General features: G+C 60.7%; 14 protein-coding genes. 7 read left to right on the plus strand and 7 right to left on the minus strand.

Features of this window, described 5'->3' with window-relative positions; genetic code table 11:
• Window positions 1–30: 30 nt before the first annotated feature.
• A complete protein-coding gene (locus tag ACN0SO_RS24180) occupies window positions 31–2,262 on the minus strand; it encodes a RelA/SpoT family protein (RefSeq protein WP_417681956.1) in 2,232 nt (743 codons plus the stop codon).
• Between the two features lie 108 nt (window positions 2,263–2,370).
• Window positions 2,371–2,769 (minus strand): DNA-directed RNA polymerase subunit omega, encoded by a 399-nt coding sequence (gene rpoZ / locus ACN0SO_RS24185; protein ID WP_417681958.1) that lies wholly within the window; start codon window positions 2,767–2,769, stop codon window positions 2,371–2,373.
• Window positions 2,770–3,143: 374 nt separating this feature from the next.
• Here rpoZ and ACN0SO_RS24190 point away from each other — a divergent pair, with 374 nt between their 5' ends.
• Window positions 3,144–3,734, plus strand: a complete 591-nt coding sequence (locus ACN0SO_RS24190; protein ID WP_417681960.1) for an NYN domain-containing protein — start codon at window positions 3,144–3,146, stop codon at window positions 3,732–3,734.
• Window positions 3,735–3,773: 39 nt separating this feature from the next.
• Window positions 3,774–4,418 (plus strand): uracil-DNA glycosylase, encoded by a 645-nt coding sequence (locus tag ACN0SO_RS24195; protein WP_417681962.1) that lies wholly within the window; start codon window positions 3,774–3,776, stop codon window positions 4,416–4,418.
• Window positions 4,419–4,445: 27 nt separating this feature from the next.
• Here ACN0SO_RS24195 and ACN0SO_RS24200 read toward each other — a convergent pair whose 3' ends face one another.
• The 5 genes from ACN0SO_RS24200 to hemB all read right to left on the minus strand — a co-directional run bounded on the left by ACN0SO_RS24200 (window position 4,446) and on the right by hemB (window position 10,133).
• On the minus strand, window positions 4,446–5,204 hold the full coding sequence (locus tag ACN0SO_RS24200; protein WP_417681964.1) for an arginyltransferase: 759 nt from the start codon (window positions 5,202–5,204) through the stop codon (window positions 4,446–4,448).
• Window positions 5,205–5,244: 40 nt separating this feature from the next.
• Entirely contained in the window at window positions 5,245–7,080 is a 1,836-nt protein-coding gene (locus ACN0SO_RS24205) for an SLC13 family permease (protein WP_417681966.1), read from the minus strand.
• 151 nt (window positions 7,081–7,231) lie between these two features.
• A complete protein-coding gene (locus tag ACN0SO_RS24210; protein WP_417681968.1) occupies window positions 7,232–7,738 on the minus strand; it encodes an RDD family protein in 507 nt (168 codons plus the stop codon).
• Window positions 7,739–7,821: 83 nt separating this feature from the next.
• Window positions 7,822–9,099, minus strand: coding sequence for a threonine ammonia-lyase (locus ACN0SO_RS24215; RefSeq protein WP_417681970.1), 1,278 nt, complete (start codon window positions 9,097–9,099; stop codon window positions 7,822–7,824).
• Window positions 9,096–10,133, minus strand: a complete 1,038-nt coding sequence (hemB, locus tag ACN0SO_RS24220) for a porphobilinogen synthase (protein ID WP_417681972.1) — start codon at window positions 10,131–10,133, stop codon at window positions 9,096–9,098. Before hemB ends, ACN0SO_RS24215 begins: the two co-directional genes overlap by 4 nt.
• A gap of 232 nt (window positions 10,134–10,365) precedes the next feature.
• On the opposite strand from hemB, the gene ACN0SO_RS24225 reads away from it, so the two are divergent.
• From ACN0SO_RS24225 to ldtR, 5 genes are all read left to right on the plus strand, one after another.
• Window positions 10,366–11,505 carry an acyl-CoA dehydrogenase family protein gene (locus tag ACN0SO_RS24225; protein WP_417681974.1) on the plus strand — a complete coding sequence of 380 codons (1,140 nt, stop codon included), beginning with the start codon at window positions 10,366–10,368 and terminating at the stop codon, window positions 11,503–11,505.
• Window positions 11,506–11,556: 51 nt separating this feature from the next.
• Window positions 11,557–12,591, plus strand: coding sequence for an enoyl-CoA hydratase/isomerase family protein (locus ACN0SO_RS24230; RefSeq protein WP_417681976.1), 1,035 nt, complete (start codon window positions 11,557–11,559; stop codon window positions 12,589–12,591).
• A gap of 45 nt (window positions 12,592–12,636) precedes the next feature.
• A complete protein-coding gene (locus tag ACN0SO_RS24235) occupies window positions 12,637–13,026 on the plus strand; it encodes a DUF6163 family protein (RefSeq protein WP_346896002.1) in 390 nt (129 codons plus the stop codon).
• 62 nt (window positions 13,027–13,088) lie between these two features.
• Complete coding sequence (mmsB, locus tag ACN0SO_RS24240; protein WP_417682119.1) at window positions 13,089–14,033, plus strand: 3-hydroxyisobutyrate dehydrogenase; 945 nt, start codon at window positions 13,089–13,091, stop codon at window positions 14,031–14,033.
• A 160-nt stretch (window positions 14,034–14,193) separates the two neighbouring features.
• Window positions 14,194–14,706 (plus strand): transcriptional regulator LdtR, encoded by a 513-nt coding sequence (ldtR, locus tag ACN0SO_RS24245; RefSeq protein WP_346896006.1) that lies wholly within the window; start codon window positions 14,194–14,196, stop codon window positions 14,704–14,706.
• The last annotated feature ends 211 nt before the right edge of the window (window positions 14,707–14,917 follow it).

Consider the following 14,917-nt stretch of genomic DNA (forward strand, 5'->3'; position numbering starts at 1 on the left):
GATGACTGTCCTTTCCTCGGTTTGCCGGCATCAGCCGTTGACTCGGGTCACACTGGAGACATTCGGTTTTGAACGCAACTGATTGATGATCCGGTTCAGGTGTTTCAGGTCCCAGACTTCCAGATCGATGACCATCTTGTGAAAGTCGGTCGCCTGGCGGACCATTTTTACATTATCGATATTACCGCTGTTTTCGCCGATCACCTGGGCGATGGTGGCCAGCGAACCGGGTTCGTTGATCGCGGAGATGGCGAGCCTGGCGGGAAACCGCTCGGGATTGTCGACATCGATATCCCAACGCACGTCGACCCAGCGTTCGCTCTGGTCGTCGAATTCCTTCAGGGCCGGCGACTGGATCGGATAGATCGTCAGACCTTCGGTCGGGGTCAGTATACCGACGATCCGGTCGCCGGGAACGGCCCCGCCGTCCGGGGCGAAGCTGACCGGGATATCGCCGGACAGTCCGCGAATGGGCAATGCGGATCCGTCTTGGGCCTCGTCCCCGGAATCCGGATCGAATTCGCCGGCGGGAATACGGAATTTCAATCCCGCGCCTTTTTCCAGGTCGAACCAGCCGTCTTCGGAGGTGGCCGGGATATGGACGACCCGTTCGTCCTGATAGTCGGGATGGGCTGATTTCAGAACCGACTGGGCACTGACATCGCCGCGGCCGACGGCGGCCAGGAGTTCGGCGACGTTCGGCTGATTGTGATCGGTCAGAGCTGACTGCAGCAGATCTTCGGAATAGATCTTTTCCGCCCGGGCAAAGGCGCGCTTGAGGATGTGCTCGCCGAGTGCGCCATATTGTTTGCGGACAGATTCGCGGGTTGCCCGGCGGATCGCCGCCCGCGCCTTACCGGTCACGGCAATCGATTCCCAGGCCGGTGGCGGCGTCTGCGCCTTGGAGCGGATGATTTCCACCTCGTCGCCGTTTCTGAGTTCGGTGACAAGGGGCATGATCTTGCCGTTGATCTTGCAGCCGACGCAGGTGTTGCCGATACCGGTATGAACCGCATAGGCGAAGTCGATCGGGGTCGCGCCGCGGGGCAGGGCAATCAGCCGGCCCTTGGGCGTGAAGCAGAACACCTGGTCGTGGAAAAGCTCCAGCTTGGTGTTTTCCAGGAACTCTTCCGGGGTGTCGCCTTCGGAAAGAAGGTCGATGGTCCGTCTCAGCCACTCGTAGGCGCGGCAATCTTCGGTGTGGCGGGCGATGTTCAGGCCGCCCATCTCCCCGTCCTTGTAAAGGGCATGGGCCGCGATGCCGAACTCCGCGACGCGGTCCATTGCCGCCGTGCGGATCTGCAGTTCCACGCGCTGGCGGGACGGGCCGACGATCGTGGTATGGATCGAGCGGTAGTCGTTCTGCTTCGGAGTGGAGATGTAATCCTTGAACCGGCCAGGGACCGTCGGCCAGGTCGTGTGGATGACGCCCAGGACCCGGTAGCAGGCCTCCACCGTTCCCACCGTGACCCGGAAGCCGTAGAGGTCGGAGAGCTGTTCGAAGCCGAGCGATTTCTGCTGCATCTTGCGAAAGATCGAATAGGGGCGCTTCTCGCGGCCCTTGACCTCTGCCGCCATGCCGCGTTCGGCGAGGCGTTCGGTCAGGGTCTTTTCGATTTCGGCAATCAGTTCCGCGTTGGTCTCACGCAGTTCGGTCAAGCGCTCGCTGATCGTGTCATGCGCTTCCGGGTTGAGGGTCCTGAAGGAAAGATCCTCCAATTCCTCGCGCATGTCCTGCATGCCCATACGTCCGGCAAGCGGAGCGTAGATCTCCATCGTTTCTTCGGCGATCCGGCCGCGCTTGTGCTCGGGCATGTGGTGGAGCGTGCGCATGTTGTGGAGCCGGTCTGCCAGCTTGACGAGGAGAACCCGGACATCGTCGGCGATCGCCAGCAGAAGCTTGCGGAAGTTTTCCGCCTGCTTGGCTTTCTGCGAGACAAGGTCGAGACGCTTGATCTTGGTCAGGCCGTCGACCAGCTTGCCGATTTCCTCGCCGAACATGGAGTCGATTTCGGCGCGAGTCGCATCCGTATCCTCGATCGTGTCATGCAGCAGGGCGACGGCGATGGTTGCGTCATCGAGACGCAGGTCGGTCAGGATCGCGGCAACTTCGAGCGGATGGGAGAAATAGGGATCGCCGGATGCGCGGGTCTGGGGGCCATGCTTCTGCATGGCATAGACATAGGCCTTGTTGAGGAGGGCCTCATCCGCATCCGGATTATATCGGGTTACTCGTTCAACGAGCTCGTATTGGCGCATCATGGCCGGAACCGACCCATATGACAGCCGGAAGAAACGGAAGGTTGTCGAAAAACCGGCCGGGCTGGCGACGTTTTGAACCCGTCAGCCCGGCTTGCATTGAAACAATTTCTAGACGTCGTCGCTTCGCTCCGGCGGAACCAGGCCTTCCAGGCCGCGCAGGAGATCCTCTTCCGACATGCGGTCGAATTCCACGGCCGAATCGTCAACCGCGTTGACCTGGGTCGTCTGCTGCTGGCCCGAGGGAACCATCGGCACGGCTTCCGCTTCCGGCTCGTCCACTTCCACAAATTTCTGCAGGGAGTGGATAAGGTCTTCCTTCATGTCTTCGGGACTTACGGTCTGCTCGGCAATCTCGCGCAGGGCCACGACCGGATTTTTGTCGTTATCGCGCTCTACGGTGAGCGGTGAGCCGCTTGAGATCATGCGAGCGCGATGAGCGGCCAGCAGGACCAGCTCAAAACGATTTTCGACCTTGTCGATGCAGTCCTCGACGGTCACACGCGCCATACGACGTCTCCATGGGTTAGGGAACTTGAAAAGACAGCGTATAATATTCACGTTAAGGGAAAGCAACCCCGTTTCGGGCCTGTTTGCCTCAATTCGATTTTGCTGGAAAATGAACATCCGGGCGGAAGTTGGCGCGCTTTGTCATTGCGACCGGCGACAGTTATGGTGTAGGGCAATGGTATCGGTTATGTAAAAATACACAAATACCAACCAAATGGTAAAAACCGACAGAAGTAAGAATCGTAAAAGCGATCATGTGCACGAAATGACAATGGAAGTACGCACCATGATGTGGGTTGGACGGCTCGATTCCGTCGGCTTCGGAGTTGCAACTCCCGGAAGCGGTAGAAACAATAAGAAAGGTTCCCACGCGAATGTTTGATGCCAGAGAAAAAGTTGCTTTATTTATTGATGGCGCAAATCTTTACTCGACTGCCAAGGCCATAGGCTTCGATATCGATTACAAACGTCTCTTGAAAGAATTTCAGGGGCAAGCTTATCTGCTTCGCGCCTACTATTACACCGCTCTCATTGAAGACCAGGAATATTCTTCCATCCGGCCGCTGATCGATTGGCTGGATTACAATGGTTATAAAGTCATCACAAAGCCCGTCAAAGAGTTCGTCGATTCGTCCGGCAGACGAAAGGTGAAGGGCAATATGGATATCGAACTTGCCGTCGATGCGATGGGGCTCGTCGACTGTGTCGACCATATCGTTCTTTTCTCCGGTGACGGCGATTTCCGGTCACTGGTGGAAGCCCTGCAGAGAAAGGGGCGGAAGGTCAGCGTCGTGTCGACCCTGAAGACACAGCCACCGATGATCGCCGATGATCTGCGCAGGCAGGCCGATCACTTCATCGACCTGGCGACACTTGCCAGCAAGATCGGCCGGGATCCGTCCGAACGTCCCGCCCGCCCGCAGACCGGGCCTGATTTCGACGACGACGAAGACGACGACTACTAAGCCGGCGAACCCGTAAAGAACACGAGGAACCCGACTGCGATGGTCAGTGCCGATCCACCGCTGGATTGTCTGGCATGCCCGAGGCTCGTCGGCCTGCGCCATGAGCTTCGGCAGCAATTTCCCGACTGGTTCAACGCGCCGGTTCCCTCCTTCGGGGCCCCGGATCCGAAGCTGCTGATCGTCGGTCTTGCTCCCGGCATGCGCGGTGCGAACAGGACGGGTCGGCCATTTACCGGTGACTATGCCGGTGACCTTCTTTACGAAACCATGCTGGATTTCGGCTTTGCTGTCGGAGCCTATGAAGCCCGTCCCGATGACGGACTGGAACTGCGCGATGCGATCATCACCAATGCGGTGCGCTGTCTGCCGCCGCAGAACAAGCCGACAGGGCCGGAAATCAAGACCTGCCGCCCATACCTGATCGCAACGCTCGAGGCTAATCCGGGCCTGAGAGCGGTGCTGGCGCTCGGACGGATCGCCCATGAAACCTTCCTGAGTGCCCTGGATCTGCGTCGCGCCGATTTCACCTTCGGTCACGGTGCGCGCCACGATCTGGGGACGCGGCAGCTTGTCCTGTTCGACAGCTATCACTGCTCGCGCTACAACACCAATACCGGCCGGTTGACCACGGATATGTTCCGCTCGGTCTTTACCGATATCCGCCGTTTCCTGGATGCCGCATAGACGCCGTCAGCGTAAATTCGGGGACTGTCATCCAAGCAGGGGATCGGGCTCCGTCCAGCCTTCCGGGCCCAGGTGCTCCTGAGGCTTGAAACGGGCCTTGTAGGCCATTTTCTCCGACCCTTCGACCCAATAGCCCAGATAGACGTAAGGCAGCCGCAGCCGCCGGGCGCGCTCGATGTGGTCCAGAATCATGTAGGTTCCAAGCCCGACGCCCTGGACGTCCGGGTCGAAGAACGAATAGACCATGGACAGGCCGTCGGCGAGTTGGTCGGTCAGCGCCACGCCGAGCAGGGGACCTTCGCCCGCGCCGGTGATGAAGCTGTCGGGGCCGCGCCGGCGGTACTCGATGACCATGGTTTCCACATGGGTGTCCTCGACCATCATGGCATAGTCGAGCACGCTCATTTCCGTCATGCCGCCGTTTTCATGACGGGCACGCAGATAGGCCTGGAACAGATCGTATTGCTCGGCTGACGGGCTGGGAGGCAGGCGCGCGCCGATGATGTCCGCGCCCTGCTTCCATTGGCGTCTCAGAGACCTCGTCCACTGAAAATCGTCGACCCTGACCCGTACGGAGATACAGGCGCGACAGCTTTCGCAGGCGGGACGATAGGCGATGTTCTGGCTGCGCCGGAAGCCGCCCTGTGTCAGAACGTCATTCAGCGCTGTCGCGTGATGGCCGATCAGGTGGGTAAACACCTTCCGCTCCTGCCGGCCTTCAAGATAAGGGCAGGGCGCCGGCGCGGTCAGATAGAACTGCGGATGTTCTGTGGGATGCCTTGTCACTTTCCGGTTCCGTAGGACTTCATGCGTTCTTGTTTACCCGTCAAAATCCATAATACCATGGCGCGACCAACGAGAAAGTCACCCATAATATAAGCGATAGCGGCGTTCCGGCACGTATGAAATCGGAAAATCTGTAGTGCCCCGGTCCCATGACAATCAGATTGGTCTGGTACCCCACCGGTGTCGCAAAGGAACTGTTGGCCGCCAGCAACAGGCAGACAACGAAGGCTTCGGCAGACTGCCCGAGCTGGTCCGACATGTTGATCGCAATCGGTGTGAACAGGACCGCAGCGGCATTGTTGGACAGGAAATTGGTCAACACCATGACAATCAGATAGAGCGCCGACAGTATGACCGTCGGGGACTGGCCTTTGAGCAGGGTGACGAGTGTGGAAGCAATCGCGGTTGCGCCGCCTGATGATTCCAGCGCCACGGCGCCGGCAAGGGATGCGCCGACCAGCATGAAGATCCGGCTGTCGATGGCGCGCATGGCCTGGCGCACGTTCAGGCATCCGGAAGCGACCATGGCGAAGGTGCCGGCGATCGCCGCGGTCACGATCGGGATCAGACCGCTGGCGGACAGGCCGACGACGATGGCGAAGATGGCAAGGGCGCGGGGCGCGTAGCGCCGGCGCGGCACTTCCGCCGTCGACCAGTCGAGCAGGAGAACGTCGCGGCTGCCGCGCAACCGCGCGATCTGTTCCGCGCTGCCGCCGACGAGCAGCACGTCGCCGGCCTCCAGGCGGATGTTGTTCATGGCCATGCGCGGCATGCGGCTGCGCCTCTGGATGCCCATGACGACGCAGCCGGTTTCCGCGTGAAAACCCGATTGCAGCAGGGTGCGTCCCATCATCCGCGAGGCTGGTGCCACCACGACCTCGGCCAGGGTCATGGAGCCCGGTGCCGTTGACGTCTGGTCTCCGTTCTCTGCGGTCTGACCGGTGTTTTCCGGATCCATCAGCGGCTGGCGGCGGGACAGGGCGTTGGCAAGCGCCGTGCGGGTTGCCGCGACAATGACCGTATCTCCGGGCGACAGGGTGACGTTTTCGAACGGTGGCAGGATCGGCTGTTCGCCTCTTTGCACCAGTCGGACGGTCATGTCCTTCAGGGCGGGGAACATACCGGCGACGGATGTCACGTCCACCAGCGGATGGCCGTAGGTGATTTCGATCTGGGCGATGAACTGCTTGCCGGAGGCGCCGGTGAGTTCGTCGGCCATGGTTTTGCGCGTCTTGAGGAGGCGCGGCATGAAAAACAGCACGTAGATCGACCCGGCACCGGCCAGCAGGAGGCCGATGGGGGTGAAGCTGAAGAACCCCAGACGCAGATCGGAATGCTGTGCGGCGTAGTTGACGACCAGCAGGTTCGTCGAAGAGCCGATCAGCGTGGTCATGCCGCCGAGGATCGCCATGAAGGACAGCGGCATCAGAACCCGTGACGAAGACTGGCCCATGGTCGCCGCCACCGCGGTCAGGATCGGCAGGAACATCACCACGACGGGGGTGTTGTTGAGAAAGGCACTCAGGGCCGCGACAGCGACGAGAACCGGAATGGTCGCCAGATGGGATCGGCCACGGACCCAGTGGACGATGGCCTGGGCCGGACCTTCCAGCGCATTGGTCTGGAACAGGCCCTGGCCGATAATCAGAAGGCAGATGATGGTGACCAGCGCGGGATTGGCAAAGCCCACGAGGAAATCGGCGGTGGTGACCGGACCGCGCTCTGTCGTGACCGGAAAGAGCGTGAATATTGCTGCGAGAGAAACGACGGACCCGAGCGCAATTATCTCGATGGAATAGCGCTCCAGAGCATAGAGTACCACCGTTGACGCGATCACCACGAAGGTCAGCGCCATGGCTACGTCAATTGATTCCATTCACCTGCCTGCCGCCGCCTGGCCGAAGCCGAATGTCACCAGTCTAGAACACGCGCAGGGGGAATAGGAAGTCCCCCGACTGCAGGAAGAGCAGCTCGAGGGAAAAGCGGCATGCGTCGCAAACCGGTTTCAGGGAAAAAGATTTCTGCCGTCAGGCCGAAAGTCCATCGCGTGCCTGCAGGGCGGCCGAATTCATAACCACGGTTCCAAGGATCAGGTCGTGCAGCAGGCGCTTGCGGTCGGTGAAGAGCGACACAAGCAACACGAACGGCGTCAGCAGGGCGACGGAGAACCAGAACAGGAGCAGGTGCATGATCGCCAGCAGCGGATAGGGCCTGCCTCCGTACCAGAGGCGCATTTCCAGGCCCATGGCGCGCATGCCGGGCGTGGCCGCATTCGGGCCGCCAAGGGTGAAGGCGGTGTAAAGGATCGCAACCCCCTGTGCCAGGAAGGCGTAGAAGAACCAGGCCAGGCCAAGGGTGAAGATCCCGAGGATGAAGACAAGGACCGCAGCCACGCAGGTGAGGATGGCAACGGCGATGGCATCGATACAAAAGGCGAAGATGCGTTTCGTCCTGACGCCCTCGAACAGGTCCGGCATGGCAACCGGGTCGTAGGCGTCCTGCCGGGGACCGGTGGATTCAATGTCTGCAGCCATGGAATGGTCTCCTTATCCGCTCCCTCCGATGTGGGGACGATTATGCGGTTTCGCAAACTGTCGGCGGCGGAAACCGGTGGATTTCACTCAAACGTTTCCGCCACTTCCATGTGGCGGACGAGGTAGCCGCGTTCGCGCAGGGCGGCGACGATCTCCTCGCCGTGTTGGCCGTCGAAGGCCTCGAAGGTGACGTCAAGCGTGGCGCCTTTGGCCGGGACATTCAGGAACAGGTGGTGATGGGCGACATCGACCACATTGCCTTTCAAATTGCCGATGACCGTGGCGATTTCGCCCAGAACGCCCGGGCGATCGGGCGTGTCGATGCGGATGGAGACGAGGCGGCCGTCCCGCGCCAGTTCCCGGATCACGATGGACGACAGGAGGCGGGGGTCGATGTTGCCGCCGCACAGGATCAGGCCGACCTTCTTGCCGGCAAACCGCTCCGGTTCGCTCATCAGCGCGGCAAGGCCCGCAGCGCCTGCGCCCTCTGCAATCGTGCGCAGACGGGTCAGATAGGCGTTGATCGCCCGTTCGATGGTGCTTTCCTTGGCCAGGATGATGTCGTCGACGACCTTCCTGACGATCTGTCGGGTCAGTTTGCCCACATCGCGCACGGCAATGCCTTCGGCGATGGTCGCGCCTTCGCAGCGCACCTCCTTGCCGTAGAAGTCGCCCCACATGCCGGGATAAAGCACGGTCTCCACGCCGATCACCTCGATGTCCGGTCGGATCGCCTTGGCGGCCGTGCCGTTGCCCGCAATCAGCCCGCCGCCGCCGATCGGGATCACCAGCGTGTCCAGGTCCGGATAGGTCTCCAGCATTTCCAGGGCGATCGTGCCCTGACCTTCGATAACGCGGGGATCGTCGTAAGGGTGCACCCAGACAAGGCCGCGTTCCGATGCAATCCGGTCGGCTTCTTCCGAGGCTTCATGGACCGTTTCTCCGGCGAGCACCACGTCCGCGCCGTAGCTTTTCGTCGCAGCGATCTTCACGAAAGGGGTCGATTCCGGCATGATGATGGTTGCTGGAATCCCGAGGCGCCGGGCATGGCAGGCGACCCCTTGGGCATGGTTGCCGGCCGACATGGCGATCACCCCGCGGCTGCGCTCTTCCGGGGTCAGGCTTGCCAGCTTGACGATGGCGCCGCGCTCCTTGAAGGCGCCGGTCACCTGCATGTTTTCGTATTTTACGAAAACCTCCGCGCCGGTGAGCGCCGACAGTGCCGGGGCAGGCAGACAAGGCGTCTCCAGGACTGCGCCCCGGATCAGTTTGGCAGCCTTTTGAATGCCGGCGAACGATACTTCTTCAGGATCCGGGCCGGAAGCGGACGTTGGGCCTGTTCCGGATCGCGTGGCATTCATAACGACCGGGCCAGGAGAGAGGCTACCTGAGGCGCGAAATAGGTCAGGATACCGTCGGCGCCGGCGCGCTTGAACGCCAACAGGCTTTCGATCATGGCGCGGTCACGGTCGATCCAGCCGTTGGCGCCCGCCGCCTCGATCATCGCGAATTCGCCGGAGACCTGATAAGCGTAGGTCGGCATGCGGAACGTGTCCTTCAGCCGCCACAGGATGTCGAGATAGGGCATGCCGGGCTTGACCATGATCATGTCGGCGCCTTCGGCGATATCCTGTTCCGCCTCGCGGAGGGCTTCGTCCGTATTGGTTGCATCCATCTGGTAGGTGCGCTTGTCGCCGATCAGGGTGGCGTTGGTGCCGACTGCGTCGCGGAACGGACCGTAGAAAGCCGAGGCGTATTTGGCCGCGTAGGACATGATCTGGACATCGCGGAAATTGTTGGTGTCCATGGCCTGGCGGATGGCGGCGACGCGGCCGTCCATCATGTCGGACGGTCCGATGATGTCGGCGCCGGCTTCCGCCTGGTTGAGGGCCTGGCGGCAGAGCTGGTCGACCGTCTCGTCGTTGAGGATCGTCTCGCCCTCCATCAGGCCGTCGTGGCCGTGGCTGGTATAAGGATCAAGGGCCACGTCGGTCATCAGGCCGACATTGAGGCCTTCCTTCTTGATCGCGCGGCAGGTCTGGCACACCAGATTGTCCGGATTGAGCGCTTCGGAGCCCGTCGGATCGCGCAGGGCCGGATCGGTATAGGGGAACAGGGCGATGGCCGGGATGCCGAGGCTTTCCGCCTTGACCGCATCCTTCACCGCCTCGTCGACGGAAAGCCGCTCCACGCCGGGCATGGAGGGGACGGGCTGGCGGATGCCGGCGCCTTCGACGACGAAGATCGGCCAGATCAGGTCGTTGGTGGTCAGCACGGTCTCCCGCACCAGGCGCCTGGACCAGTCCGCGCGCCGGTTGCGGCGCATGCGGCGGCCGCCGAGGATCTCATCCATGTCGGAACTGGTGATGGACGGGGTGCGGGTGGAAGACGACATCTTTCTGGAATCCTGTGATGGGGGCCTGCAATCAGGTGGAGCATGCATGATACATTGCCTGACTCCCCGAGACCCTATCATGGGATCGGGTGCGATCCAACATGATGTAAAATAACGATAAACGCTTATGAAAATGCGCTTTATTGACGTTTACGTCAAAACTCGATAAGTCCCGTTCAGCATTGGAAGCCAAGACTTTATCCTGCAATGGCAGGGCTCGGGAGGACAGGTCATGGATTTTTCCCTCACTGAAGATCAACGCGCCTTTCAGGACATGGCGGCAGCCTTTGCCCGCGATGAAATGGAGCCTTATGCGCGCGAATGGGACGAGAACAGTCTTTTCCCGGTCGATACCCTGCGCAAGGCGGCGGAACTGGGTTTCGGCGGAATCTACGTGCGCGAGGATGTCGGCGGCTCGGGCCTGTCGCGAACGGATGCGGCGATCATCTTCGAGGAACTCGCCAAGGGCTGTACGTCGACGGCGGCCTATATCTCAATCCACAACATGGCCGCCTGGATGATCGACACGTATGGCAGCGAGGAATTGCGGCGGACATATCTGCCCGACCTCTGCACCATGACAAAGTTCGCCAGCTATTGCCTGACCGAGCCGGGGGCCGGGTCCGATGCCGCTTCCCTGCGTACGAAAGCGACGGACGACGGCGACCATTATGTCCTGAACGGCTCCAAGGCCTTCATTTCCGGCGGCGGTGTCAGCGATGTCTATGTGGTCATGGTGCGCACCGGCGGCGATGGCCCCAAAGGCATCAGTTGCGTCGTGGTGGAAAAGGATACACCGGGCCTGAGTTTCGGCGCCCAGGAGGTCAAGCTCGGCTGGAAGAGCCAGCCGACCGCTCAGGTGAATTTCCAGGACTGCCGGATCCCGAAGACCAACCGTGTCGGTGCGGAAGGCGAGGGCTTCAAGATCGCCATGGCCGGTCTCGACGGCGGCCGGCTGAATATCGGTGCCTGTTCTATCGGCGCCGCCCAGACCTGCCTCGAGCGCACCATCGCCTACATGAAAGACCGCAAGCAGTTCGGTCGCGCGATTGCCGAGTTCCAGGCGCTGCAGTTCCGCCTTGCCGACATGGCGACCGAACTGGAGGCCGCCCGGCTCTTCCTGCACAAGGCGGCCATGCTGGTGGATGCCAAGGCCCCGACCGCAACGACGACCGCGGCCATGGCCAAACGCCTTGCGACCGACACCGGTTTCAAGGTGGTCAACGAGGCGCTGCAGCTTCATGGCGGCTACGGGTATCTGCGCGACTATCCGATCGAGCGTTACCTGCGCGACGTGCGTGTGCACCAGATCCTTGAAGGCACCAACGAGATCATGCGGCTGATTATCGCCAGAGATCTCCTGAAGGACTGATCTTCTGAAGGACCGAGAATCACTTTCCGATCATTCAAACCGGGGACGGACGTGACCGACGATATCTTGTTTGAACAGCGCGGGGCGGCGGGCTTCATCACGCTGAACCGGCCGAAGGCCCTCAATGCCCTGAACCACGGTATGGTGACGGAAATGGCCCGTCAGCTGACGGATTGGGCCGGTGACGACCGCATCCGGCACGTGGTCATCCGTGGGGAAGGGGAGAAGGCCTTTTGCGCCGGCGGCGACATCCGCAGCATCTATGACGCGAAAATGGCGGGCGAAACCGGCCTGGCGGACTTTTTCCACGACGAATACCTGCTCAACGCGCAGATCAAGACCTATCCCAAGCCCTATATCTCTCTGATCGACGGCATCGTCATGGGGGGCGGCGTCGGCGTCTCGGTGCATGGCAGCCACCGGGTCGGCACCGAAAACACCATGTTCGCCATGCCGGAAACGGGGATCGGCTTCTTTCCGGATGTGGGCGGAACCTGGTTCCTGCCGCGCATGCCAAAGGAAACCGGGACCTATTGTGCCCTGAGTGCCGGACGCCTGAAACAGGGGGACGCGCTGGAAACGGGTGTCCTGACCCACACGACCTCCCGCCAGAAACTTCTGGTTCTGATGAAAGCGCTGGAGACGTCCGATGATATCGATGCGACACTTCGGGACTTCCATGTCGACGCGGAGCCGTCTGAGCTGATGGCGAGGGCGGAGCTGATCGAAAACATCTTTTCCGCTGCGAGCGTTGTGGAGGTGATGGACCGGCTCGATGCTTGCGAGGATCCCTGGGGGCAGAAGGTCGCGGCCGGTATCCGCGCCAAGTCACCGACCAGCGTTCATCTGGCTTTTGAACAGATGCGACGAGGGGCAAGGCTGGACTTTAGCGGCTGCATGCGCTTGGAATACCGGATCGTTACAAAGATCCTTGAGGGACATGATTTCTTCGAAGGGGTGAGGGCGCTTCTGGTCGACAAGGATCAGGCGCCGAAATGGCAGCCGGACCGGCTGGACCGGATCGACGAGACCGTTCTTGCACCCTATTTCGAGGAACCGGCCACAGGGGATCTTCCTCTTGAATAAACAGGACTGAACAGGACCGAAATGCTCGCAAACCTTCATGCCATCATGAGTTCGAGACCGCCGTGGAGCACCATTCTGGTGTGGTATCTGCGCGCGATTGCGGTCCTGTTGCTTGGGGGCGGGCTGATCCACTGGGCGCGGATCATCGGGATCACGCCCTGGCGCGATGTCTGGTTCTGGGACATGCCGCTGGCATGGCAGTCGGCGACCGTCTTCTTCGGTGTGCTCGACCTTGTCGCGGCCATCGGGCTCTGGCTGGCGGTGTCCTGGGGCACGGTCATGTGGTTGTTCCGCGCCGGCAGCCAGATCGTCATGCACACCCTGTTCTCCGATATCTACGGCCGCCGGCCCTATGAGATTTCATTCTATCTTCTGACGATCGCGGGATATCTGCTTCTCACGTACCTGATGGAGCGGGAAAATCGCGCACGTTAGTCCCGGTGCGGCCGGGGCCGGCTTTCAGGGGCGCAGGATCACATCGTTTCTAAAGACAATGGATATGTCGGACGCAATGGGCGGACCGGCTACTGGACAAGTCGGGAGGAGTTGTCATGACAAAGAAGATCGGATTTATCGGCCTCGGCAACATGGGCGGACCGATGGCGGTCAACCTGATGAAGGCCGGACATGAGGTCCTGGGCTTCGATCTGTCGGAAGGCGCGCTGGCGGCGTTCGAGGATGCAGGCGGGTCCTGTGTCAAAAGCGTCCCGGAACTCGCCGCGGCGTGCGATGTCATTGTGACCATGCTTCCGGCCGGTGCCCACGTGCGCAAGGTCTATATGGACGCGGACGGCATTTTCGATAACGCGAAGCCGGGGACGCTGATGATCGATTCCTCGACCATCGACGTTGAAAGCGCTCGCGCTGTCGCCGCGGCCGCTGCCGAGCGGGGCATGCTGATGGTCGACGCGCCGGTCTCCGGCGGCGTGGGCGGTGCGACGGCCGGAACCCTGACCTTCATGGTCGGCGGGCCCGCCGCGGCCTACGAACAGGCCAAGCCCTATCTGGACATCATGGGCAAGACCATCGTTCATGCCGGCGATTCCGGAACCGGGCAGGCCGCCAAGATCTGCAACAACATGGTGCTCGGCATTTCCATGATCGCGGTCAGCGAGGCATTCGTTCTTGCCGAACGGCTCGGCCTCGATGCGCAGAAGCTCTTCGACATTTCCTCCACCGCCTCCGGCCAGTGCTGGGCATTGACGTCCTATTGTCCGGTACCGGGTCCGTTGCCGAGCTCGCCGGCGAACCGGGATTATCAGCCGGGCTTCGCGGCAGCCATGATGCTGAAGGACCTGAAGCTGGCACAGGAGGCAGCCAGCACATCCGGCGCGTCCACGCCGCTCGGCGCGGAAGCTTCGGCGCTCTATTCCATGTTCTGTAATTCAGGTGGCGAGGCGCTGGACTTCTCGGCTATCGTCAAATATCTGCGGGGATCATGATTAATCAAAACTTTCAAGGTGTTGAGAATCGTCCTTAAAGAATTAACGGATGATTCAGCGTGTCTCTTAAGCGGATTTTAGAAGCGCTGCTGTACCTTTGTTTACAAGGTGGGAAAAATATCCACCTCGCGACAGGTAATGAATAAAGAGGCGCAAACAAATGATCACGGCTACAAGGGCAGTCGACGCAGTGGTTCAGGGGGAAGAGGAAGCGGAAATCAAACCGCTTTATCTTGAGGCCCTGACCCTTGTTGAGCGACTGCACAGACGACTGCTTGATGTCATCAAGGACGAGTTCGATCGTATGGGCCGGTCCGATGTGAACAGTGTGCAGGCTTTGCTTCTGTTCAATATCGGCGACGCCGAATTGACCGCAGGCGAGTTGCGGACCCGCGGCTACTATCTCGGCTCGAACGTGTCCTACAACCTGAAAAAACTGGTTGAAACCGGCTATATTCACCATCAGCGTTCCCGCATGGACCGCCGTTCGGTGCGTGTCAGCCTGACGGAAAAGGGACAGGAAGTCGCGCGCATCGTGAATGATCTTTACGAGCGTCACGTTCTTTCCGTCGAGCAGGTCGGGGAAATCGGTACCGAGGATTTCGTTACCCTGAACAAATCCCTGCGCCGGCTGGAGCGTTTCTGGACCGACCAGATCCTCTATCGGCTCTGAGCGGCGCCAACGCCAATTGCTCTTTTAAACGCCGCTCCGGCTCGCCGGGGCGGCGTTCTCGTTTTTGAGAGGCAATTGTGCCGCAAGCGACCTCACGAAATGTTCATGTCGCTGCCAGGTTTGCCGGTCGACATGTTCTGGACACAATGGGATGCCTATGTGCGATAAAAGGAAATCGCGCCAGGATTTGCCTTTTTCAGTCGATAGCCAG

The organism is Roseibium sp., from assembly GCF_048260565.1.
Taxonomy (GTDB): Bacteria; Pseudomonadota; Alphaproteobacteria; order Rhizobiales; family Stappiaceae; genus Roseibium.

Excerpts from the sequence above, each read along its gene's own strand:
- ACN0SO_RS24180 (WP_417681956.1), bottom strand. The coding sequence starts at position 2,262 with ATGATGCGCCAATACGAGCTCGTTGAACGAGTAACCCGATATAATCCG.
- rpoZ (WP_417681958.1), bottom strand. The coding sequence starts at position 2,769 with ATGGCGCGTGTGACCGTCGAGGACTGCATCGACAAGGTCGAAAATCGT.
- ACN0SO_RS24190 (WP_417681960.1), top strand. The coding sequence starts at position 3,144 with ATGTTTGATGCCAGAGAAAAAGTTGCTTTATTTATTGATGGCGCAAAT.
- ACN0SO_RS24195 (WP_417681962.1), top strand. The coding sequence starts at position 3,774 with ATGGTCAGTGCCGATCCACCGCTGGATTGTCTGGCATGCCCGAGGCTC.
- ACN0SO_RS24205 (WP_417681966.1), bottom strand. The coding sequence starts at position 7,080 with ATGGAATCAATTGACGTAGCCATGGCGCTGACCTTCGTGGTGATCGCG.
- ACN0SO_RS24210 (WP_417681968.1), bottom strand. The coding sequence starts at position 7,738 with ATGGCTGCAGACATTGAATCCACCGGTCCCCGGCAGGACGCCTACGAC.
- ACN0SO_RS24215 (WP_417681970.1), bottom strand. The coding sequence starts at position 9,099 with ATGAATGCCACGCGATCCGGAACAGGCCCAACGTCCGCTTCCGGCCCG.
- hemB (WP_417681972.1), bottom strand. The coding sequence starts at position 10,133 with ATGTCGTCTTCCACCCGCACCCCGTCCATCACCAGTTCCGACATGGAT.
- ACN0SO_RS24225 (WP_417681974.1), top strand. The coding sequence starts at position 10,366 with ATGGATTTTTCCCTCACTGAAGATCAACGCGCCTTTCAGGACATGGCG.
- ACN0SO_RS24235 (WP_346896002.1), top strand. The coding sequence starts at position 12,637 with ATGAGTTCGAGACCGCCGTGGAGCACCATTCTGGTGTGGTATCTGCGC.
- ldtR (WP_346896006.1), top strand. The coding sequence starts at position 14,194 with ATGATCACGGCTACAAGGGCAGTCGACGCAGTGGTTCAGGGGGAAGAG.